General features: G+C 44.6%; 14 protein-coding genes and 1 CRISPR repeat array. Of the genes, 11 read left to right on the forward strand and 3 right to left on the reverse strand.

Annotated features, from left to right (window positions below; translation table 11 throughout):
• Nucleotides 1-133: 133 nt before the first annotated feature.
• Together ACBR23_RS10430 and ACBR23_RS10435 are read right to left on the reverse strand one after the other, a co-directional pair.
• Nucleotides 134-3358, reverse strand: a complete 3225-nt coding sequence (locus ACBR23_RS10430) for an efflux RND transporter permease subunit (protein WP_371119453.1) — start codon at nucleotides 3356-3358, stop codon at nucleotides 134-136.
• Nucleotides 3359-3530: 172 nt separating this feature from the next.
• Complete coding sequence (locus ACBR23_RS10435) at nucleotides 3531-4712, reverse strand: helix-turn-helix transcriptional regulator (RefSeq protein ID WP_371119454.1); 1182 nt, start codon at nucleotides 4710-4712, stop codon at nucleotides 3531-3533.
• Between the two features lie 191 nt (nucleotides 4713-4903).
• On the opposite strand from ACBR23_RS10435, the gene cas10 reads away from it, so the two are divergent.
• The 9 genes from cas10 to cas2 all read left to right on the forward strand — a co-directional run bounded on the left by cas10 (nucleotide 4904) and on the right by cas2 (nucleotide 16012).
• Nucleotides 4904-8023, forward strand: a complete 3120-nt coding sequence (gene cas10 / locus ACBR23_RS10440; protein WP_371119455.1) for a type III-B CRISPR-associated protein Cas10/Cmr2 — start codon at nucleotides 4904-4906, stop codon at nucleotides 8021-8023.
• Nucleotides 8020-9159 (forward strand): type III-B CRISPR module-associated Cmr3 family protein, encoded by a 1140-nt coding sequence (locus tag ACBR23_RS10445; protein ID WP_371119456.1) that lies wholly within the window; start codon nucleotides 8020-8022, stop codon nucleotides 9157-9159. The genes cas10 and ACBR23_RS10445 overlap by 4 nt, the downstream gene beginning before the upstream one ends.
• A complete protein-coding gene (cmr4, locus tag ACBR23_RS10450; RefSeq protein ID WP_371119457.1) occupies nucleotides 9156-10034 on the forward strand; it encodes a type III-B CRISPR module RAMP protein Cmr4 in 879 nt (292 codons plus the stop codon). Before ACBR23_RS10445 ends, cmr4 begins: the two co-directional genes overlap by 4 nt.
• Nucleotides 10035-10427, forward strand: coding sequence for a hypothetical protein (locus ACBR23_RS10455; RefSeq protein WP_371119458.1), 393 nt, complete (start codon nucleotides 10035-10037; stop codon nucleotides 10425-10427).
• Nucleotides 10424-12424, forward strand: coding sequence for an RAMP superfamily CRISPR-associated protein (locus ACBR23_RS10460; protein WP_371119459.1), 2001 nt, complete (start codon nucleotides 10424-10426; stop codon nucleotides 12422-12424). Before ACBR23_RS10455 ends, ACBR23_RS10460 begins: the two co-directional genes overlap by 4 nt.
• Nucleotides 12425-12521: 97 nt before the next feature.
• Nucleotides 12522-13805, forward strand: coding sequence for a hypothetical protein (locus ACBR23_RS10465; protein ID WP_371119460.1), 1284 nt, complete (start codon nucleotides 12522-12524; stop codon nucleotides 13803-13805).
• 324 nt (nucleotides 13806-14129) lie between these two features.
• Nucleotides 14130-14414: a CRISPR-associated protein Csx18 gene (gene csx18, locus ACBR23_RS10470; RefSeq protein ID WP_371119461.1), complete on the forward strand. Its 285-nt coding sequence runs from the start codon at nucleotides 14130-14132 to the stop codon at nucleotides 14412-14414.
• Nucleotides 14415-14737: 323 nt separating this feature from the next.
• Entirely contained in the window at nucleotides 14738-15727 is a 990-nt protein-coding gene (cas1, locus tag ACBR23_RS10475; protein ID WP_371119462.1) for a CRISPR-associated endonuclease Cas1, read from the forward strand.
• Nucleotides 15728-15730: 3 nt separating this feature from the next.
• On the forward strand, nucleotides 15731-16012 hold the full coding sequence (gene cas2 / locus ACBR23_RS10480; RefSeq protein ID WP_341735128.1) for a CRISPR-associated endonuclease Cas2: 282 nt from the start codon (nucleotides 15731-15733) through the stop codon (nucleotides 16010-16012).
• Nucleotides 16013-16199: 187 nt separating this feature from the next.
• Nucleotides 16200-16927: a CRISPR direct-repeat array (repeat unit 36 nt; unit sequence CTCCCCACTCGTTGGGGAAACTAATTGAATGGAAAC).
• 378 nt (nucleotides 16928-17305) lie between these two features.
• Here the strand turns inward: cas2 and ACBR23_RS10485 are convergent.
• A complete protein-coding gene (locus ACBR23_RS10485) occupies nucleotides 17306-19360 on the reverse strand; it encodes a S8 family serine peptidase (RefSeq protein ID WP_371114784.1) in 2055 nt (684 codons plus the stop codon).
• A 147-nt stretch (nucleotides 19361-19507) separates the two neighbouring features.
• Here ACBR23_RS10485 and ACBR23_RS10490 point away from each other — a divergent pair, with 147 nt between their 5' ends.
• Complete coding sequence (locus ACBR23_RS10490; protein ID WP_371119463.1) at nucleotides 19508-20515, forward strand: UPF0104 family protein; 1008 nt, start codon at nucleotides 19508-19510, stop codon at nucleotides 20513-20515.
• Between the two features lie 239 nt (nucleotides 20516-20754).
• Nucleotides 20755-23776, forward strand: a 3022-nt coding sequence (locus ACBR23_RS10495; protein WP_371125646.1) for a DUF4347 domain-containing protein, incomplete at its 3' end; no start/stop codon positions are given.

Raw genomic sequence — 23776 nt, forward strand, 5'->3', positions numbered from 1 at the left:
GATAACTGGTTCCCCGGCTCTGCCTGGGAACCGATGTCCAGAGGCTCTGCCTCGCTTCGCTTGCTTAGCAAAAGTGGAGGCAGAGCCTCCGGATCTGTGTTACCAGGCAGAGCCTGGGAACAAGCAAATTACCCTATAAATTCGGAGTCTTTCCCGCCGCCTTCTGCACGGGAATTGCCACAGGCTGCGGCTTCTTCTTCGCCCCAAACATCCCGAAGAAATCGTGCAGCAAAATATAGAAACAGGGAATAATAAACAACGTCAGCAAAGTAGCCAGCGACAAACCCGAAAACACCACAACCCCCAAAGGTTGCAGAAACTCCGAACCTTCTCCAATCCCCAAAGCTAGGGGAAACAAACCCAAAACCGTCGTAATAGTTGTCATCAAAATCGGACGCAAACGTTGAGGTGCCGCCCTGAGAATTGCTGTTGTGCGATCGACTCCTTCCTCTTCCCGAATTTGGTTCGCCAACTCCACCATAATAATGCCGTTATTCACGATAATTCCCACCAGCAAAATTGCCCCGATCATCACCGTCGCCCCGATCGCAGTTTTGGTCACATACAGCCCGAAAATACCCGCACTCAACGCCAGCGGCACTGTCAGCAAAATCACCAGCGGGTCAACCAGAGAATTGTATTGTACCGCCATCGCGACAAATACTAAAAACGTCGCCAACCCGCCCAAAAGTTTCAGCGAAGTTTGCAATTGATTGTTAGTTTCCGCAGCCGAACTCGGCACAATTCTAACTCCTTCTGGCAGCTTCAATTCTGATAAAACTGCATCGACTTGATTCACAGCATCGCCCAAACTTGCACCCCGATTTAAGTTTCCGACAACTAAAAAAACTTGCCGCTGATTAAGACGCTGAATTTCTCCCGGCGCTTTGCCGATCGCAATTTTTGCCACATCGCTCAAACGGACAATGCTATTATTGCCAGATAAGGGAATTTGTCCGAGTTGGGCGATATTTTTGACAGAAGTGCGATCGAACTGCACGCGCACATCTACTAAGCGGTTTCCCCGCTGCAATTGAGTTGGAACAGTACCTTCAATGGCTGTCTGAATTGTCTCCCCAATGTCTTGGGCACTGAGCCCGTACAAAGATGCCCTTTCCCAATCTGGACGAATTTGGACTTCCGACTGCGGCGCGTCTCCATCCGGCCGAAACCGGGCTAATTTTACCTTCTCATCTAACTCTTTTAATATCTTACGGCCTGCTTCCTGCAATGCTTGTTCACTTGGGCCTTGAATTATGACATCAATTTCGCCGCCCCTGACTGGAGAATTCGTTAAAACTAAACCTCTAATCCCTTCTGGAACTAAGCGCAGGCGAGTTCCTTTCGGAACGTCTATTTTCTTTAATTCCTCAGTCATTCTTTCGGTAAAGGCGATCGTACTTGTACCTTTTTTTAGGGTAATTGTGCTGCTTCCCCTGAGCAAATTTTCGATCGTATTGTTGCCGAACAGCAGCCCACCCGCTGTGGTTAAAGTGTACTCGGTTTCTGGCTGTGCTAACAGCAGCTTATCGGCGGTGGCCACTACTTTTTGATTGGTTTCCAAGTTAGTTCCGGGAGGAAACAAAACAAATAATCTGGCTTGACTTGTATTAACTCTCGGCAAGATTTCTTGGGGGATTTGACCAGCCATCACCCAAGTTCCGCCGCCTAAAATCACAAAAGCGAGTACAATAATAATTAGTCGCAAACCCAGCACTTTTGACAGCATTGCACCGTAGGCGCGCGTACCGTTTTCAAAGCCTCGATTGAAATATTTAATCGGTCCGAACTTATTAATGCCACTGGAATAAGAGATTCCCATCAACCGAGAAGTCAGCATCGGCACTATAGTTAAAGCTACAACCAGGGATGCTGCTACTGCAAAGCTAATTGTCAAAATTAATTCGCTAAATAGCAGGGAAAAGAAGCCGCCAATCAGCAAGAATGGTAGCACTGATACTAAGTTAGCGGCAGTGGAGGCAACCATTGCTGATTCGACTTCTTGACTCCGCATTACTGACTCTTCTATCGTGCGTTCTTTGCGGTCTTTGATTCTGCCTTTTTTCAGGTGAGGATTGTTGTCTAGACCGACTACAATATTTTCTAAAATAACGACGCTGGTGTCGATCGCCTGACCGATTCCCAAGGCTAAACCCCCTAAACTAAACAAGTTCAGCGATAAGCCGAACAAGCGCATTAAAATAATGGCTGCGAGAGTACACAGGGGAATAGTTAGAGAGATAATCAGAGTTTGTCTGAGGGAACCTAAAAAGAACAAAACGGCGATCGCAGCCAAGACTGCCCCGGAAATTCCCGCATTCGCAACATCGGCTAGGGAATTGCGGATAAATCGGGATTCGTCTAAGGTAGTAACTACTTTCATGTCTGCCGAAATCAAGCCGGAGTTCTGCATTTCTTTGAGGCGATTTTTCACTCCATCAACAACGGTAATCGTGTTGGCATCCGGCTGTTTCAAGATGCTAATTTTAACGGCTGGTTTTTGATTCAGAAAAACTTTAACTCGCTGTTCTTCCGTGCCGTCATTGACTGTGGCAAAATCCCGCAGGTAAACTCGTTTGGGCGGGTTGGAACCGGATATTTGAAAGGATAGGTTTTTGATATCTGCTGCTGTTTTAAAGCGGCCGACTGTGCGAGTCAGCGGTTCGTCGGATTCTTGGCGCAGTCGGCCGCCGGAAGTGTCTAAATTGCGCGATCGCAAAGCATTAAAAACGTCGTTAAGATTAACTCCTAAACTTTGCAGGCGATTCAGGTCAATATTCACTTGAATTTCTTCTTGAACGCCGCCGGAAACGTCAACAGAAGCTACTCCGGGAATCACGTTAATTTCCCTGGCTAATTCATCATCGGCAAATACTCGCAAATCTACGCCTTGGCGCGAGTCTGAAGTCAGCGCAAATTCGTAAACTGGCTGTTGGGAAGGGTCAAATTTAAACAGATTGGGGGATTCAACTGTGTCTGGGAGTCGGTTACGAATGCGGTTAACTGAGGCTGTGGCGTCGTTGAGGGCTTGGTTGATGTCTCCGCCCGGTTTGAAGAATAAATCGACGCTGACTTGTCCTTCGCGGGTGCGGGAGAACACTTGGGTGACGCCTTCTGTCGCTGAAAGTCCTTGTTCGAGGGGGCGGGTAATTTCGTCAACTGCGACTTCTGGAGAAACTCCGGGGGCATCTAGGCGCACGCTGATCCGGGGATAGGTGATGGAGGGTAGCAAATCTACTGGCAGTTGGGTGATGTAAAAAACGCCCACGACTATAATTGCCAGTGTCAGCATCAGGGTGCCGATGTGGCGGCGAATCGCGATCGCGCTAATGCTAAATCCGGTTTTATCGGCTGTCATGTGATTTGATATTACAGAATATTTACTGACCCAGATTACGAGTAGTATAATAAATTTAAATAAATTCTCAAAAACTTTTTTTTGAATATGCCTTAAGAGGTAGTCGATCGCCCAAAATGGAGAACGATATCAGCGGCGATCGGCTTTTTTATCCTCTGTCAACAATTTGGATTTACAAATTGTAGCGATCGCACAAATCTTTCGCTGCTTGTCGGTGTTTTTCTACCAAACTCGGCGGGGAAAGCACTTGGGCGTTTTCCATATATTTGTTAACCCACAGACTAAATTCGTTCAAAGAGCGATCGGGCAAATCGATCTGATAATCCACATATAGCAGATTGCCAAAACTATCCCTTGGGCCTTCCTTAATCTTTTTTTGTCGCGGATGTCGCCGATCGCCCTCTAGAATAAATCCCACTACCTTCTCAAAAAACCGCACCTTCACTTTTTGCAATTTCAGCGTACCCTGCAATTCTGCCTGCTGTTGCTCTGGATTGCCCAATAACAGCCCCCAGCCGTTTTTTAACAACTTGTGAGCTATTTTCAAACTTTGTTCCTGTAGGGCTAAACCACGCCCCTCTGGATCGATAATTTCGCAGTAGTCAGTAAAGCGATTCACTCGTTCTACTTTCAAATGTCCGTTTTCGCAATTTTCGCAAATCAGGTACCAGGCGATATCGTGATAAATCAGTTGCAGAGGCCAGATTCGCCGGAAACCGACATTGCCTTTGCCATAATAATCTTTTTCGCGGTAAACTTCGATCGCCTGGCCTTTAACTATGGCTGTTTCTACCATGTCTAGTTTGTGAAATAGGGTATTGCGATATTCTTGGCGATCGACCATTTCGACAGGATCGGTGTAAATAATCGCCCGATTCAGGTGTTCGCGAACCGGATAAAACAATTGGCCTTTGAGTTCGATATCCAATCCGCGCAACAGTTTAGTGAGTTTTTCATAAATCCTGCGGGCTTGGGGATTTCCCTGATATTTAGCTTGAGATGCTATTGCTTGAAATGCGAATAGTAGTTCTTCGCGAGTCATTGCGCCGGTGCCGAGATAGTAACCGAATCGATACATTCGTTTGTCTAGGATTCCGTAGTGTCGCAAAGTTTCTAAGTCTTTGCGAATTGTGGGAGTTGCGGGATAGTTTTCGGGAAATTCGATGTTGAATTCGGCGGCTATTTGCTGCAATTGAGATTGGACTTCTAGTAAAGCATCGTGATATTTGCCGTCGGAGGTTTCGGTGTCAGAGTGTCCGATTCCGGGATGGTTTACTAATGTGGCGATGAGGAGCATGATGCGATCGAAGGTGAGTTTGTCGGCGTAGGGATGAGCGATCGGTTTTTTGGCCATGATGGGTGTATATCAGTAAGTTGCTGAAATTTCAAGTAAAAGACAATATTGACATAAAAATATAGAATTGTCTGGAAGCTATTATTTGGAGAGCTTTGTGGCTGAGAACACGTTTAATGAATATTGCGAAAATTGAGACATGAAGCTGGCTCGGCTGGTATATTGAGTTTAATCGTTAGCGAATAACAGCAATGTCAACATTCTGGCAAGCCAAGATTTGGGGATTGATGCACGATCCAGTCCTCAAGTCGCTGCATCGAGACATGAGTCGGGAGGGGGGATGGGAACAGTTGCAGTGTATGGAGGGCTGGAAGTCTCCGAAAGAACCAGCAACTCATTCCCAAACCAATTTGAATGGAACTTGGCTGAAGTATGTAGGATTGTGTGATTTAATCGCAGCCGCAAGCGATCGGACTACTGTTGGTAGATTGCCACCGGAACACAGTGCCGTACTCTATGACAGTCAAGGGTTACAGCTACGCCACTTGTTATCGGGAAAAGCACAAACTCTGATTTTAGAACAGTGGCATCACCGAATTATCGATCGCGATCGCGCGAAATTTTTAGATTGGGTTGAACAAACTGCACTCGATCCTATTAAAAAATGGAAAGATCCGCAAAAAGTATTTTGGTGGTTGTGGCGGTGCTATACACAGGCACTTTCTACCTCTTTGGGAGCAGCAACAGATGAGCCGTGCATTCATTTATTGCCCGCAGAAACGCGCATTCCCGATGCTTCTTTATGGAGTCACGTTACTATGACTTCTGCTTTAGCTGGAGGATTAGCAGGGTATTCCGACAATCCAGAAGATTATCCCAAAAAAGGCGATCGCAATTGGCCGCGATCGCGCCCTTATGTCGCTACCTTCAGTTTTACCCCCGTACAAGAATTAATCAAATCCAGCCGCAAAATGCGAGATTTTTGGGCTGGTTCCTGGCTGCTACACTATCTTTCTGCCAAAGTTTGTTGGGCAATCGCCCAGAAATACGGCCCCGATACTCTGCTTTACCCTTGTTTGTACGCCCAACCCCTAATTGACCATTGGCTATTACAAAAATATCCCGATTTTCAAGAGTGGATTAAACAGCCATCCCAGTCAGTTTGGGAACAACAATTACTCACAGCAGGATTTCCCAATGTCTTAGTAATGATCTTGCCTAATAACGGTCAAGGTGCAGAAGCAACCAGCGGGAATCCAGTCCGCGCAGCGATGGCTTATGCCGAAGCAACGCTTCACCAAGAATGGAAAAATATCGGGCAAAAAGTATTAGCTTTCCTGCAAGCAGACAAAACAGAAGGCGGCGAACAGTGGCGCAATATCAACTCCCAAACTTGGGAGGGGTGGTTAAAAACACAGTGGCAGACATACTGGACAGCAGTGCCGATCGGTTCTTCCGATGCTGAATTGCATCATTCCCCCCGCAAAGAAACTGAGTACAAAGCATGGATTCAAAAGCAAAATGACTTTGCTAATCCGCATCCAAAATTATTTATTGAGCCAGAATACAAGTTTCTGGAAGCTGTATTTAGAAACACATCTCCCAAGTCCCAAGAAAACCTCTCTCAACCGGAAACCAGAGCCGAGTTTAGAGCAAAGCAGCCTAATATGAATGCAGGCTCTTGGTGGGCGAGTATTTTTGACTCCCTTCGCTTCAGTCTCAATGCTGTTAAAAATTCTAGAACTTGGCAACTGCCTACTGCCTTTGGCCCCCGTTCCACGGTTTCAGGAATAGGATCTGCCGTGCATCCCACCTATAATTCCAAACAAAATGATTGGGCTACGGAGGAACAAACTAGGGAATTTTGGTCTTATGATATGGGGTTATTCGACGGTATTGAACAACTCAATGCGACTGAAATCATCAAGCGCGGTTTGCACCAAATTTTGCTCAAAGAACTGTTTCCAGGGGAAGCCGAAAATCACCGGGGGAAAATACCTGTTCTTTATCCCGATTTGAGTTCGGGTGTAGCTGGCTGGCTGCGAACAATGGAAGCAGCAGGGAATCAGCAAGCTATTAACTACTTTTTGGCATCTTGTGCAAAAGTTATCGGTGATTTTAAATGGACAAATGACGGTGAATATGCACCAGCAAATTTACCTTGGGGTATTCCTTGGATTGCCAAAAATCACACTAAGTGGCACAATCCGCGCTTGCTGAATGCTGGCTGGTTGATTGATGACTATTACCCAAAAAGTGATAATCCTGACCAACCATTTACTCACACTAAAAAACAAAAAGCTAAACAAGAAGAGTTGAGAAAACTGCGAGAATCCATTTCTAAATTATTTGCTCCGGGCAATAATCCAACGGATTGGTACGTTTTAGCTGCTGGCGATGGCGACGGTATGGGTGAGTGGCTCAAAGGTACAAAGCTAGAAGCATATAAACATTATCTTCCTGATGCTTTGCACCGCAATATTAATCAAATGCCGGAGCAGTTTCGGGAGTCCTTTAAAGAGTTTCTGGAAGTGCAAAAGCGCATGGGGCCTTCTACTCACAGCGCTTTGAGTCGGGCTTTGTTAGATTTCTCAAATCAATTAGTTCCTTATCTCACTGAACAGCGCTACGCTGGACGGCTAATTTATGGCGGTGGCGATGATGTTTTAGCCTATACCAATCTTTGGGAATGGGATAATTGGCTGTGGGATATTCGCCAATGTTTTAAAGGTGTTAATGACCCCAAAAATGAGTTTATTAGTGAGGGAGATTACTGGCGGTGGAATGGGGATAAATTGCCGGATAATTTATCTGAACGTCCATTATTTACAATGGGACACAAGGCAACGATTAGTTTTGGCATTGTTCTTGCTCACCATTCCGTGCCGATGGCGATCGCTTTGGAAAATTTGTGGAAAGCAGAAGGAAAAGAAGAAGGAGCAAAAAAACATAAATCGCCAGAGGGTAAAGCTAAAGATGCTGTACAAGTTCGCATTCTCTACGGTAATGGAAATATTTTGAAAGCTACTTGTAAGTTTGATGTGTTCCATCAATGGCAAAAACTGATTGCTATTCCCGATTTAGACAGCGCAATTTTTGAGCAAGCTGCGACTATCTGGAGTCAGCATCCAGCACCGATTTATGAGGCAATTGAACCGTGGACAAATGCTTTTTGCAGTCGCCGAGAAGCTTTTAAAGGCGATGAATCAATGCTCGAACACTTTAAAGAATTGTTAACAGAGTTTTTGCAAGGATTATGGCGGACAACTGAAGCTGGTAAAGAGTGCGATCGGCAAATTAACAACTGGCTGAAACTCGCCGCCTTTCTCATCCGCAACCGCGACATCAAACTAGGAGGTGAACGTCAATGAATTGGTACACAATTACCCCTCTCGATATTTTATTGTTCAGGGATGCCAAACCCTTCACACCAGGTGAAAGAGCCTGGGCTAGTAGCACTTTTCCTCCCAATGGACATACCATTGCCGGGGCTTTGCGGAAACTGCTAGGAGACAAGATAGATTTGCGAATTACTGGCCCGTTTTTGTGCCGAGATGAAACCCTTTATTTCTCTCGTCCCATCGGGTTTGTCGGCTCAATTCCCCTCGTGCCTTTAGCCTGGGATAAAAACTCTAACTTACACCAAGCATTGTGGGATAAGGAACAGCCTTGTCCTTTGGTGAAACCTTCGGATCGCAACAAGGAGGATGAACGCAAAGATGAGGAAATTGGCAATTACAAATTCAGGGAATATTTGCCATTTACCACTGTACAAAACTATCTAGACTCTGGTAAAATTAACAGAGGTGACTGGCTGACAGAAGACAAAACAAAAACAGAACTTGAACCTTGGTTAGTTGAAACTCGATCGCACAACGCCATTCAAGAAGGCACGCGACAAGTCAAAGACGCTGACGGGTATTTTGTCGAAAATGCCATTCGTTTAAAGGAAGGTTGGAGTTTGGCGATCGGTCTCGATCAAGCCATCGAAACACCAGCGATAATTCAATTAGGCGGTGAAGGACACCGGGCTATCTTGCAGCGGGTAGAAGCCTTAGATAACCAATGGCAAAAACTCCAAAAGTTATCTTATGACAACTTCAGCAAAGGTGGCAAATCAATAGCCTATCTCGTCACTCCTGGAGTATTTGAACGCTCAGACAGCAAACGTAACCATCAATCAGTGTGCCGTGCATGGCCCTCGGAATGGAAATTAGCTCATGCAGTTAATAGCAATCAAACAATTGGGCCATTAGTCAGCGTTTCAACAGCCAGCGCACTGCCAATCAACTGTCGCATTCGAGACAAAAATGCACCAGAAAAAAGTATTCCTGCACCCCAAGTGTTTGCCGCACGTCCCGGTAGTTTGTATTACTTGAATCAACCGCAAGAGTTGTTTCAGGAGGAGACAGAAACTAAGGTTCACGTTTGGCGGCAGTTAGGTTACTCGGAATTACTTTGGGTTCATTTTGAAAGTCAATCAATTAACAAGGAATCACAACCATGAATTATCTAACTTACACTTATCTTTTGACTCCGCTGCATACAGGTGCCAGCGCTCAAGCTGGTAATATGATGGGAATTGCCCGCGAAAGTTTTAACGAACTGCCATATATTCCTTCTTCTTCTTTGCGGGGCAAAATTCGTTCCGTTTTAGCAACGATGCACCCAGAGGAAGCTGGAACTCTTTTCGGTGAAAAAATTAAGGATGGCAGTCAACCAACCGAGGGCGAAGTCTGGTTTGCTGATGCCACGTTGTTGTTATTTCCTGTAGCTTCTTTCAGCCATCAATTTGTATGGATAACTTGCCCTTTGTGGCTAAGTCGGTGGAACCGCTGGCTGCAAAATGAAGATTTAGGAAAGGTGATTGAAGAGTGGCGATCGCACCTCGAAGAGGAAAGTAGCACCAAAAAAGCAATTACTTCTGTTTCTGGCAATCAAATCTACTTGCAAGGGGCAATTTTGAAAGAAGCAGATGTAGAACGGATTGATAAAAAAGCTACTTTCTGGGAATGCTTAAAACAAATTCCAGATGGCAGTGGCATTCTTGATTTAAAGCAAAAATTAGTGGTTCTTTCAAATCAAGATTGTGCTTCATTGGTAGAAACTGGTTTGCAGCGAGAAGTCCGCATTGCGATCAAAGACGGTGAAAAAACTGCCTCTGATGGTTCTTTTCGCTCAGAAGAAGCGATTCCCTCAGAAACTATTCTGTTTTTCCCTTGGGGACTAAAACCAGGGAAAAATGAACAGGTAACAGAAAAGATTCGCCAATCCCTCCAAACTATCTTGAAAGACAAGCTGCAATTTGGCGGTTTAGAAGGACTTGGGCGGGGTTGGACAGACAACAAAACTGTAGAAATTAAATTTAGCAAAGGAGAATAGATGATGTTGAAATTAGACACGCGAGATTTTAGTCATGCAGCCTACGATGGCTTGCTGGAAGTCAAAAAAACAGTCAATTCTAGCAATCATCAAAAAGCGAGTTCAGTTGTGCAAAGTTTGCCTTCTTACGTCTCTACTTGGGGATTGCACCGCTTAGCAGGGGACGGACTTAAATATCAATCTGGAGAAACTAAGTACAAAGGTCAAGTTTACCAGCAGTTCTTGAAAACTTTGCAAAGTTTAAGTCAAGTGGCTTTTGCTCCCGACGATCCGCGCACTTTGTTTGGTATGGAATTACAGGCTTATGCGGGATTAAACCGTTTGGCGATCGAACTATCGCGAGAGTGGTCATTTTGGGCAACGCCAATTCTAGGAGAAGCGGAGGAAGGATGAATTTTAAACCAAATCAATCTCGAAATCCCAGCGATATTTGGCAGGATTTCATACCGGCAGAGCAAAAAAGTAACTCGAAATTGGGGAAACAATTTGCATCTGCAAGTTACGGCGGTTATGACAATAACGTACTGACGCTTTTCTTTGCTGACGAGGCAACTTGCAAAGTGGCTAAGGGGCAAATTAAACCGCTGAAAGATAAACTTTTTAAATTTAAGTTGTGGTGCGATCGCATCGACTGTCGCATCGGCAGTGGTGCGCCTACCTCACCGCCATCCAATCAAAAATCGGATGCAAAACCGCCCAAAACACCCCGGAATATGGGCAACCCGTTACAAGCGCTTAATTTCACTGAATTTGGCCGCGATAAACAGGGCAAACTTTCCCTCCCACAACGCGTACTGGAATCTGCCGTCAATGCTGAAAAAGATTGCAGCTATTTGTATGAGAAACTCAATCAACGCACTCTCGATTTAGCTGGCGGAGAAAGTAATACTTTCAAAATTTCTTTTAGCTGGCGAATGCGAGTAGGAGGAACTCGTGGCTTTGCTGAGTTACTTTTACCCGCGCTGCATCCCGTTTTCGGCATTCCCTATATTCCGGCTTCCAGTCTCAAAGGGGCTGCACTAGCTTGGGCTGAAAAACACCATTCAAACAAAGGTGAAATTCAGGAATTATTGGGAATGCTAGAAAGTAAAACTGCCAAAGCTGCCAAAATTGAATTTTTGGATGCTTTCCCCACTAAGCCTTGTCTCAGCGTCGATGTAGCAACTCCTCAATGGCATTGGCAAAATCCCGAACAAAAAGTTATTTATAACCCCGAACCACATCCTTTGCTTACTCTCGAACAACCTCAATTTCTGATCGGGTTTTGCCCGACAGCGCCCCAATATGCTGGCAAAGTTGAGGTTGTAAAAAATTGGCTGGAAAATGCGCTGAAAACTGGCGGTATTGGTTCTCGCGTCAGCGGTGGTTATGGCCGCACTGTCAGTCAAGAAGCACAGTTAGCCCACAGCAAAAGCTTTGATTTTGAGCTGTGGACTCAAGGGATGTACGGCAGTAACCCGCCCACAAAAGAAAACAATTACCAAGGAAATATTGAGTTTCGACCGACAGCTATTCGGGGTATTTTGCGCTATTGGTTTCGGGCTGTAGCTTTGGGTTTGTATGATGCTGAAACTTGTGTAACTTTAGAAGAGTTACTGTTTGGCAAGTTGGGGCAACAAGGCAAAATTTCAGTAAGCACTCGCATTAACCCATCTCAACGCCAAGACCCTTATTTGTATACAGGCAAAATTATTCTGGAGGCTACAGAAGCCAAGTATTTGAGCTTAATAGAACGTTGCCTGATTCTAGGTTCTCATCTTGGAGGAGTTGGACGCGGTTCTCGCCGCCCTTTGCACCTGTTAAATCGTCGGATGCGCGGCTGTCATTGGTTCGTAGATGGTGATAGTTTACCGCTTGTTGGCAATGAGCAGCAGTGGCGGACTTTTTTTAAAAGTGTTACCGATGCTTTTAAAGCTGTACAGCCTTCAACTAAGAATTATACCAGCAGTCCTGGTCAACCAGGAACCAAAAAACGCCAGCAAGATGTGTTGGATAGTAATGCTCAAATTTGGCTCTTAAAAGATACTGTTTTGCTCAATCCAGAGAAGGTGAAAAACTGGTCAAATGAAGGCGATAGCGCCAATGTAAAGGGTGCTGCTTTGAATCTGCTGTACGGCGACACTCGATTTAAAGGAGTCAGCGGGAACAGTGGCAATGCCAATGTCGGCGGAGAATTAGGAACTCCTTCTTTTGTCTGGATTAAGTCAATTTTTCCGATGGCTGATTCGCCTTATCAAGTTGTAACTATTTTTGGTAGCAATCATCCTGACCGTTTGATTTTTTCCACAGAACTTAAAAAACAAGGAGCTATTTTAGTTTACGGTCAAATGTCTTCCAGCAGTCAGCCACCACCTTCAAATTCACCTAAGCCCGGCCCTCGACGCAGATAAAAGTGCGATCACACCTTTTTTCTCTTGTCTGTTCGGGTAAGCATCCGGCTTGCCCATTTCTCCCTAAAACTTCTCACAAATCATCCAGGTAACAACAATGGCAAGCAGCATCGTCCTCTCCTTCGTCGGCAGCCAAGACCCCTACTCCGAAAAGAACAACGAACAAGGTTCCATAGCCACCCTAATCCGACACCTTCTCGACCAAAAATACAGCATTCGTCGCGTCATTCTCCTTCACACTGAAGATATGCTTGAAAAAGCTAGCGATACCAAACATTGGCTGCAAGGCAAAGATTTTCACATCCCAGAAGAAAGCATCGAATTAGTCCCAGTCGGTGCAGAACTTTCTAAAGATCCAGTCAGTCTCTTATTAGCAGTTCAAGAAGCTCGAAAAGGTCTAGAAAAAGCAATTCCCTTCTTGAGCAAACAAGACAGATTGGAATTTAATGCTTCTTCTGGAACCCCTGTGATGAAAACTTCCTGGAGCCTTTTACAAGCTGCTGGATATGCTCCCCACAGTTCGGTTTGGCAGGTGCGAAATCCTAGAGAAATGAAAGAGGGACAGCATCGCGTTTTTCAAACTAATGTCGATACTTTGAAAAATGAATTTGATTTCAAGGTTGTCAAGAAACAAATTGAAGATTATAATTACAGTGGCGCTTTAGTAACTCTCAAAGATAGCAATCTCTCCACCAACCTAATTATTGCTTTGCTTGAGTACGGTCAGTATCGCATCGCCTTTGACTTTGAGGGCGCTTCCAAGGTCATCCAACCTTTTGCTAATCTTGTCGAACCTGAATTCATCTCAGAAATCAGCAGTCTCCGGCAAAAAAATAGGATAGCCCTGTTCAAAGAAGTTTATTTCAAAGCTATAATCAAACTAAAAAATCAGCAATATGCGGATTTTTTGGTGGATGTATTCAGATTTCAAGAGGGATTTCTCCGCTTTTTGGTAGAAACCAAGCTGGGATTTAACTTGCCAGAAAAGTCTACAAAAACTCAAGAATTTTGGTATCAGCTTAAAGGTTTTGATGGTGGAAATCTCGAACATTTTCTGAACAACTACAAGCTTCAGAATGGTCAAAAACTTAGGTTTTCAGAAGGATTTCCCAGTCGGTTCGTGTTGATTGCAATTTTGGAATGCTACGAGCAAGAGTTTGATAGCTTATTGAAACCCATTGAACAATTAAACGAATATTGCGAACAGCGGAATCGTTGTGTCCACAGTTTTGAAGGTGTTTCGGAACTAGAAGATGGAGGAAAAATCATTAAAATTTTGCGGGATATTTTGCGTCTAAAAACAGTAGTACCAGACAAGAATCCCTTTAATGTTATCAATAGTAAAATCTGTGATTTACTGAAAGAGGTGTTGGAGAGTTAATGATAGATAAGTGGGAGTCAATTCATTACGAAATGCAAAAATAAGCCAAGAAATATGCCACAATTTCACCGATCCGCCGGGGGTTAAAAACCCCCGTCTCATAGCAAAAGTCAGTTGAAACTGACTGCACAATCTTACTCATAAACTCCCCAGTCCTCTTTAAGAGGACTTGAGCTTTGAGCCAGGGGTTTTTAACCCCTGGCGGACTTTGAACCTAGGTTTTAACCCCCCGATCGCCTAACAGACTTAACTAAAACATTTCACCCTCAACCACCATTTACAAGCAAACTTGACCATCCATATTCAACCCAAAATAACACAACTATGTACATCACATCCCGTGCATCCACAATCCGTAACTTTTCCCTAGCCGCCGTAAATGGCACTATCACTCTGATCATCCTCCTAATCGCACCCCTGGGATTAGCCGCCGTAATTTCTAACACATTTTTAGTGACAGTAGCCACTTTTTTTGCATCGACAATCGCTGACCAAATCGTTCGCTACCTCCAACCTTCCCGCGCCCAAGAAATCGCGAATTCCTTAGATTCTAGCCCGGACTCTTCGCAAATTCTCCCACGGGATTCGCAAACTTTAGAACGGAAATAAATTGATCTATCTTGACCAGAATTCTGTAGGGGCGGGTTCGCCAACAATATTGGAAACTCACCAACCATCTACAGAAACCCGCCCTCACCCAACCAATAATCTGTATCAACATTGATTCATACATGATGCAAGAAATGTAGATTGAGATTTGTCGTTGGGTGGGGGCGGGTTTATTTTTTCTGTTAATTAGTGGCGATTATTGTTGGTGAACCCGCCCCTACGATGATTCCGAAAATCTAAGAAACCGGGTTTTTATGGGTTTTTAGGTTGTGTGACGAAGTATTTCGGAAAAAACCCGGTTTCTGACTACCCAATAATTGCTTATGCGTACCGTTTATGTTTCTCAACCTGGTTGTTACGTTTCCTTGCACCAAGAAATGCTGGTTATCAAAAAAGGGGAATCTGTGCTGGGTGAAATACAGCTTCCTCTCCTCGAACAACTGCTGATTTTTGGTAAGTCTCAAGTCACAACTCAAGCAATTAGGACTTGTCTGTGGCGGAATATTCCCATTGCCTATCTTTCGCGGATGGGTTACTGTTACGGGCGGATTCTTCCCATCGAACGCGGCTACCGACAACTCTCTCGCTATCAGCAACAGTTGTGTTTTGCAGAACGTTTGCAGGTGGCTAGACGGATTGTGCAGGCTAAGCTGAAAAATAGCCGCGTGATCCTGATGCGACAGCAGCGCCGACAAGCTTCTGATGTCATTGCTTTTGCCATTAACTGTTTGGAACATTTAATCAAAAAAGCTGGGGAAGCTGAAACTATTGAGAAGTTGATGGGGATGGAAGGTGCGGGGGCGGCTCAGTATTTTTCGGCTTTTGAAGAGTGTTTGAGCAATCCTGATTTTGTGTTTGTGGGTAGGTCGCGCCGCCCTCCGGGTAATCCGGTTAATGCTATGCTGAGTTTTGGTTATCAAGTTCTCTGGAATCATTTGTTGAGTTTGATCGAATTGCAAGGGCTCGATCCTTATTCGGCTTGTTTGCATCAGGGAACGGAACGCCATGCGGCTTTGGCTTCGGATTTGATTGAGGAGTTTCGGGCTCCAATTATTGATTCGTTAGTTACCTATTTAGTCAATCGCCGATTTGTGGATGCTGGCAATGATTTTGTCTATAGTAACGGCGGATGTTTCTTAAATGATTCTGGGAGACGCAAATACCTGAAAGCTTTTTTAGAGCGTATGGAGGAGGAAATTGAAACGGATTCTGGTAAACAACCTAAGTGGGATTTGCTGAACCAACAAATCAAAGATTACAAACAGTTCGTTTATAACCCAACCGAGCTTTACAAACCTTACCAAATTCGCTAAGCCGTGCTTTTTTATGTGGTGATTTACGATATTCCCGACAACAAACGGCGCTGTAAAGTGCATGATTTGTTGGAAGGTTACGGAACTTGGGTGCAGTATAGTGCTTTTGAGTGCGTACTCAGTCGAGCTAAGTTTGATGAATTGCGATCGCGACTTGGGAAAAAGGTAAATCTGGAAGAGGATAGCATCCGGTTTTATCCGGTGTCTCGTCATACTTTGGGACAGGTGGAGGTGTTGGGAGTGGGAGCACCGGTGACAAAAGCACCTGGATCAGTGATTATTTAGCTGGTGTTGCGAGGCTGGCGGTAAATTGGCTGAAATGTCATTTTTGCGTCACGAGCCTCGCAGCATTACTGGGCAAGGGTTTCAGGATTTTTATTGAGCGGGCACAGGTGTGGTTTCTAGAAAAAAATCCTGAGCCTCGCAAATGGCCTCTAGACATCTTGCGCTGTATGAGGTTTAATGTAGAGGACTCCCCACTCGTTGGGGAAACTAATTGAATGGAAACTGGGGAGTCTAACACAACGTTTGTGTTCCCTAGTATTCTCTCCCCACTCGTTGGGGAAACTAATTGAATGGAAACTAAATAGTGTAGTGAATGAAATAGAACAATTACTATTCACTCCCCACTCGTTGGGGAAACTAATTGAATGGAAACTAATGTATTCGGTTTTGCTTCTCATGGTTGCAATGATATCTCCCCACTCGTTGGGGAAACTAATTGAATGGAAACAACCGATCGCAGAGCGAATTCGGTCTTGTCTTGATGGGTACGCACTCCCCACTCCCCACTCGTTGGGGAAACTAATTGAATGGAAACATGGTAACTTCGTTGCCGTCATCGATGCCCTCAAAAAATGCTTCTGCTTCACTCCCCACTCGTTGGGGAAACTAATTGAATGGAAACGCTAGCTGGCATTTTTATTGTGAGTAACTGGGTTACTCCCCACTCGTTGGGGAAACTAATTGAATGGAAACTCTAGACGTTATTCTTTCTTACCTTCTACATCTAAGCTCCCCACTCGTTGGGGAAACTAATTGAATGGAAACGAGCCAATAATATTGTTAAACACCGTTCCCAACAACTCCCCACTCGTTGGGGAAACTAATTGAATGGAAACTTCACCCAACTCCGGCAAGCTCACCCCAACCCGATCGCCCAAACTCCCCACTCGTTGGGGAACCTAATTGAATGGAAAATTTAAGTTGTACTATTTAACAGAATATTCTGTTTTGAGCTAATACTGAGGTACTTATGGTTTCTAATTCTCTATTGTTTGGATTTTGCTATGTCGCTACACTTATCTTTTTTGGGATAACTGGTAACATACCTGCTGAGGTTATTGCTGTTATTCCTGGGGTGATGTATATCACATTCCGCTTTAAAAAGAATATTTGATGAATACAAACAATCTAGATCAACCCGCCCCACCCCACGCATAATCTAGATTAACCTAATGTGCGATCGCCTTTCCCAAAATCTAGATTGGGATTTGTCGTTGGGTGGGGGCGGGTTTTAGAGATTTTTGGTTTCTCCCATAGATTGTTGGTGAAACCCGCCCCACCCCACGCATAAATTCAAACTATGATATCCGATCGATTTGCCGTCTCTGCCAATATCTGCTTAATTTGGGTCGGAGTCAGATTCGGATTAGCCTGCAACATCAAAGCTACTACCCCAGCGATTTGGGGCACAGCCATGGAAGTACCCGCGAAATAACGATAAGGAATGCCCGGTACGGACAGGGGTACAGTGGAATAAATATCCCCTGAATCGGCTTTACCACCGTCACCTCCGGGAGCAATAAAATAATTAATTAATTCAGTTCCAGCCCGGTTAGAATAATCAGCAAACTGCTTGTTCCGCTCAATTGCACCGACAGCAATTCCAGCCTCATTAGCAAACCGAGCCGGATAATCTGCCTGGGGACGAGCATCATTTCCCGCAGCAGAAATCACAGTTACGCCCTTAGCTTCCGCCGCTCGAATCGCATTCAATTCTGGTTCGTTCAACTGTAAGCCACCCAAACTTACATTAACTATCTTCGCCCCATTAGCAACTGCATAATTAATCGCAGCAATTTCATCCCTAATCCTTCCCGAACCGGATCTATCCAGTATTTTCAAAGGCATAATTTTGGCAGTGGGAGCCACACCTGTCATCCCCACTCCATCTTTTTTCGCAGCTACTAAACCCGCTATATGAGTGCCGTGATTGTTATCATCCATGGGGTTATTATCGTTGTTCACAAAATCCCAGCCGCGGAAATCGTCCACTAAGCCATTCCCATCATCATCAATCCCGTTATTAGCTTTATTTCGACCCTGGGCATCAATGCCGTTTTCCCCATTATTACTCCAAATATTCCCGGTCAAATCTGGGTGATTATAGTCAACTCCGCTGTCAATTACCGCTACCACAACTCCGTCTCCAGTTAACCCCTGAGCCCAAACTTCTGGGGCTTTAATTAAATCTCTGCCCCAGTCGTCGCCGCCTAAGTCTGGAACATCAGGAAAAGTGGGACTGTTTCGGGCTTTAGCAACGGCGGCGGCGGCATTGACTAAACCAAATCCAAAACGAGAGTCAAAACCTTCTAAGTTGTTAAGATTGTTGGCAGAAATAGTTGTGGGTGTTGCAGACAGATTTAGGGTAAAGTTTGTATTACCTTGGGATTGAGAAACTCGCACGTAGTAAGTTCCTGGTGCCAAAGCATTTAGTTGTAGGGATTTTGATGATAAATTAGACTCTTGAGCCGAAGCAATAATATCTGTGAAGTCCACAGCATTGTCGCCATTAATGTCTTTGATTATGGTCAGGTTAACATCGGTATTGAAATCACTGACATTTAAGCTGAAGTCGCTAATTACTGATAAGCTAAAGCGGTAAATATCGTCTGGTTGAGCGTTGCTAACTGAGTCGGTAATTGTTTGAGGGCTGCTGAGAGTGCCGATGTCGCGAGCTTGGCTGAGTTGGTTGCTCAATACGGGAGTTGCAGAGATGAATTTACCCGTGAGGTCTTGTGGCAATTTGTTGGTAACTACGCCTAGAATAGCACCGGATTGGCGAATTTTGATTATGGTATCGGAAATAGAAGGGCCGATCGCCTGTTGTTCGAGAACTATGTCAGCTTCGGTAAGATTGTCAGTGAGTCCGATCGCATCCACTGAACTATTAAAATCAGTAATTATGTCTGCCGCCATCAAATCCATGACTGCGGAATCGGTGCGCAAGACAAAGGTATCGGAGCCCAACCCTCCTGTCAGGGTATCTTTGCCGCCCTCGCCGATCAAAACGTCGGCACCTTTACCGCCGTTGAGTAAGTCAGCTCCTTTACCTCCCTGCAAGGTATCATTACCGGAGTCGCCGAAGAGGATGTCGTTACCGATACCGCCGTTGAGGATGTCATTGTCGGCACCACCGAAGAGTGTGTCGGAATTGGCTCCACCCAGGATTCTGTCGTTACCGTCATCACCGCTGAGGCGATCGGCATCTGACGCACCGACTACAAAATCGTTGCCGCCCAGAGCCAATAGTCCATTTGGGTAAGGAGTTAAAAAGCCCGGTGTTAAAGTGAAACTATTGGGGCTATTATCTAAAAGATAGGAACGACCGTCAGGACTCGGGCCAGCCATAGAAAGATACTCCGTAATAATTGCGATCGATCTAAATTTTAAATTTAAAACATGAGATTGTGGTTAAGAAATCAATAATCCCAAATTCAAAATTGGTATCAGAAAATGGGAAACAAAAATTTACGTCTAATTCAGAACTTTTTCCAGGTGGCAAAATCGCGTCTCAAACCTTATTTACGCTATTGTATTTTGGGCGGGACGTTTTTATTTATCGCCCAAGCTTTTGTCACTCACTGGCAAGAAGTGGCGAATATCCGAATTGTGGCTACGAGTTTTCCCTTATTGGCGATCGCCCTGGGCAGCACTTTATTTTCGCTAATTTTTGTCGGCTGGGTGTGGATGTTGATTTTGCGGGAATTTCGTCAACGTGTAAATGCAGCTTGGGCGATTCAAGTTTTTCTCAAAACTAATATTGCTAAGTATTTACCGGGAAATATTTGGCATTTTTGGGGTAGGATATTGGATGCCAAAAAGGCTGGCATTTCGCCGAAAGTTGCTACTCTCAGCGTGTTGTTAGAACCTCTGCTGATGGCTGCGGCAGGTGTTTTGATTGGCTTGCTATGTTTTGATAAAATTAATTGGTTTTTGCGGATTGTGGCTGCTGCTGCTATTTTAACGGCGATTCATCCGCGAATTCTGAATCCGATCGTCCTATTTGTAGAGAAGTTGAAGTTAAAGAAGCAGGATGGGAAAAATTCAAATTCTGGGGTGTCGGCGGCTGAGGGACTGAATTTACCTACAGAGTCTAGCTCCAATCTAGCGAAAATAACATCGAGTGTCAAGGCTAAACACAAAATAAATTTACCAATTAAACGCTATCCTTTAGTACCGTTAATTGGACAAATGTGTTTTATCGGATTGCGAGGAAGCGGTTTTGTGTTGACTGTGATGGCTTTAAATCCGGTGAATTTTAATGATATTCCGAACTTATTTGGTGCTTTTTGTTTTGCCTTTGTGGTGGGTTTAGTTGTCCCTGGTGCACCGGGAGGTATGGGAGTATTTGAAGCTACGGCGATCGCCCTGCTTGGCGATCGCTTTTCTACGGGTATAATTCTGAGTGCGGTGGCTTTGTATCGGATTATCAGTATTGTGGCGGATGTTTCGGGTGCTGCGTTGGCCAAAATTGATCGGAGGCGCGATCGGGGCAGTAAGTAAGTGGGAAAGTCGAAAATATGTATTTTTATTAAAAATTTTTGCCTACGTAAGTAGGCTGGGTATCATAGTCTCAATTAATAAATTTTAAGACTTGAAGACTTGAAAAAAAACCGATTTGTTCTCAGAAATATCACAATTTTAGGTATTTTTACTGTCAAACAAACGGGTATTTTGAGTTCTGGTGTGCTAGTCCTGGATTTATGAAAAATTGTTAACTTGATTCCAGAGGGTGTACAGCCATGATACGAGTTTTATCAGCAGTATTTATCGATGTGGCAGTAACAGACTATCAAACACTCCTGGATGGAGTGAAATTAGGAGTAGAAGCAATAATTCTCGACTCCGACAGAGATGGAATCGAACAAATTAGCGAAGTCTTAGCGAATCGCACCAATATTGACAGCATTCATCTAGTTTCCCACGGCGAACCGGGAAGCTTGCAACTCGGTAAAACCCGACTATCTATCGATAACCTAGAAGCTTATAGCCAGCAATTGCAACAATGGCGGCGCGCCTTAACAGTTGATGCAGATATCCTGATTTACGGCTGCAATGTAGCAGCAGCATCCGGCGCTTTCCCGAAAGTCCGCCAGGGAATAAATTCCCTGTCTCAAAGCGAAAGTCGGTTGAAACCGACTGAAAATAACCTCACGATTAAACAGTTCTCTAAAGAGGACTTTTGCTATGAGACGAGGAATTTATTCCCCGGCGGACTCTTCCTCCACCGCATTGCATCCCTCACCGGTGCAAATATCGCCGCATCCAAGCATCTGACGGGGAGTGCAAAATTAGGTGGGAATTGGGAACTAGAAGAAAAAATCGGCAACATTAAATCGCCCCTAGCCTTCGAGTCAGACGCAATGGAAAATTATGCGTCTGTTTTGGCTACCTATAGCGTGACCAATACCAATGATAGCGGTACGGGTTCTCTGCGAAGTGCGATCGACCAAGCCAATTCCAATCCCGGATTAGACACAATTAACTTTAACATTCCCGGTACTGGCCCTTATACCATTACCCTTAATCAAGCCTTACCTGTCATCACCAGCCCAGTTATTATCAATGGCAAATCTCAACCTGGATATGCTGGCAAACCAATTATCGAACTCAATGGCAGTTTTGTACAACAACCAGCCTCATCTGCCAATTATATTTATATTAATGGTTTAGATTTAGGCAAGAGCCCTTTTGGCGGCGCAGAAGATTCCAGTGGTAGCACCATTCAAGGATTGGTTATTAACAGATTTGGAAAGGGTGGAAATTTCAATTTAGGTCACGGCATTTCGGTACAGACTAACAACAATACAATCCAGGATAACTACATTGGCACTGATATTAGCGGTACGATTGCTGTAGGCAACACTTCCAGTGGAATCAGAATCCAAAATTACAATGTAAACAATCCTCCTAACGTTGTCACGCCCATAACAGGTAATATTATCTCCCGCAACGTCATCTCTGGCAACGGCTTTACAGGCATATTTGCTGCGAAGGCAGATGTTACAAACACCAAAATTACTGGCAATTACATTGGGACTGATGCCACGGGGACAATAGCTTTAGGTAACGATGGCGATGGCATTTTGATATTAGGCCAAAACCCGAATAATACTATCGGTGGCAGTGCACCTGGAGAAGGTAATATCATTGCTAACAATAAAGGGAGTGGCATTGAGATTAATAATCGTGTACCTTCCGGCAGTAACACCATACAAGGCAATCGTATCTTTAACAACAAAAGATTAGGTATTGACTTAATCGGTAATAATGGCATCACTACCAACGATTTGGGCGATGCGGATACAGGCAGCAATAACCTGCAAAATTACCCAGTTATGACCTCAGTTAGTGGGAACACAGTCAAGGGCATTCTCAACAGCAATCCTAACAGCAACTTCCGCGTCGAATTCTTTGCTAATACAAGTTATGACCCCGCAGGTGCAGGTCAAGGTGAAACTTTTCTAGGTTTCCAAGACGTTACTACAGATAGCGCTGGCAATGCTAATATCAACTTCGCCTACACTCCAGTAGCAGGCAAATCGGTTCTCGCTGCTACTGCTACTAACAAAACTACAGGCGATACCTCGGAATTTTCCCGTCGCAATCAATCTCCTATTAATTCAATACCGGGAAGAACAACCACCACCACAACTAACCCGAATAACATTACCATCAACAGCGGAGACTTTGTATATAACGTTTTAGCGACACCCTATCCGTCTGCTATTGACGTTTCAGGTGTAACAGGAAAAGTAGACAGTGTTACTATCACTCTCAACAATGTTAAAACCTATGGTCAATCTCCCACTGGTTCACCGCAGACAATCAACCTCTTGCTAGTTGGGCCCGAAGGACAAAACGTGGTGTTAATGTCTCACGTTCCATCTGAACAACCACTCAACAACGTCACGCTGAAGTTAGATGATAATGCAGCCTCTTTTCTTTATGATTTTTCTAATTCTACAGTCCCAACTATCGCTTCAGGCAGCTACAAACCGAGTAACTATTCGTTAAACAATGCTCGCGATATTTATCCTTTCGTTATACCTCAGAATACACCGACAGGGGCACCAGAAGGGCCTTACGGTTCGACTCTTTCTGTTTTCAATAAAACTAATCCCAACGGCACTTGGAAATTGTATGCAGTTGATGCCAACCAATATAATGCTAAAGCTTCCAATGCTACTACTCCTGGAAATATTGCCAGTTGGAGTGTCAACATTGCGACTGATATCGGCAAAGAAACGACGAATCAAAATACTCCTCGCATCTTCTCTGCTAGCAACAGCAATAGTATCTCTGTATCGGATGCAGATAGCGAGTCTGTCGAAGTCAATCTCAGTGTTACCAGCGGCACTCTGAAACTGAATTCGCTGACGGGAATTACCGGATCGGGGAATGGTAGCAACAGCCTGATTTATACGGGAAAACAGACTGATATTAATGCTGCTTTAAATGGTTTAACTTATACGCCGAATCTGAACTTTAGCGGTACCGATACGTTGATTTTGACGACAAACGATCGCGGATCTCTAGAATTAGGCGGTGCTCAAACGGATAGCGATCGTGTGAATATTACCGTCAACCCAACCACTCCGACTCCAACCACTCCGACGCCAACCACTCCGACTCCAACCACTCCGACGCCAACCACTCCGACGCCAACCACTCCGACTCCAACCACTCCGACTCCAACCACTCCGACTCCCACCACTCCGACTCCCACAACTCCGACTCCCACCACTCCGACTCCCACAACTC

The organism is Microcoleus sp. (assembly GCF_041354475.1).
Lineage (GTDB): Bacteria > Cyanobacteriota > Cyanobacteriia > Cyanobacteriales > Microcoleaceae > Microcoleus.

What these genes read in the sequence shown, in the direction of transcription:
- ACBR23_RS10485 (WP_371114784.1), bottom strand. Translation starts at nt 19,360, where the DNA reads ATGGCTGGCCCGAGTCCTGACGGTCGTTCCTATCTTTTAGATAATAGC.
- ACBR23_RS10435 (WP_371119454.1), bottom strand. Translation starts at nt 4,712, where the DNA reads ATGGCCAAAAAACCGATCGCTCATCCCTACGCCGACAAACTCACCTTC.
- ACBR23_RS10455 (WP_371119458.1), top strand. Translation starts at nt 10,035, where the DNA reads ATGATGTTGAAATTAGACACGCGAGATTTTAGTCATGCAGCCTACGAT.
- ACBR23_RS10460 (WP_371119459.1), top strand. Translation starts at nt 10,424, where the DNA reads ATGAATTTTAAACCAAATCAATCTCGAAATCCCAGCGATATTTGGCAG.
- cas1 (WP_371119462.1), top strand. Translation starts at nt 14,738, where the DNA reads ATGCGTACCGTTTATGTTTCTCAACCTGGTTGTTACGTTTCCTTGCAC.
- ACBR23_RS10445 (WP_371119456.1), top strand. Translation starts at nt 8,020, where the DNA reads ATGAATTGGTACACAATTACCCCTCTCGATATTTTATTGTTCAGGGAT.
- ACBR23_RS10465 (WP_371119460.1), top strand. Translation starts at nt 12,522, where the DNA reads ATGGCAAGCAGCATCGTCCTCTCCTTCGTCGGCAGCCAAGACCCCTAC.
- cas10 (WP_371119455.1), top strand. Translation starts at nt 4,904, where the DNA reads ATGTCAACATTCTGGCAAGCCAAGATTTGGGGATTGATGCACGATCCA.
- csx18 (WP_371119461.1), top strand. Translation starts at nt 14,130, where the DNA reads ATGTACATCACATCCCGTGCATCCACAATCCGTAACTTTTCCCTAGCC.
- ACBR23_RS10430 (WP_371119453.1), bottom strand. Translation starts at nt 3,358, where the DNA reads ATGACAGCCGATAAAACCGGATTTAGCATTAGCGCGATCGCGATTCGC.
- cmr4 (WP_371119457.1), top strand. Translation starts at nt 9,156, where the DNA reads ATGAATTATCTAACTTACACTTATCTTTTGACTCCGCTGCATACAGGT.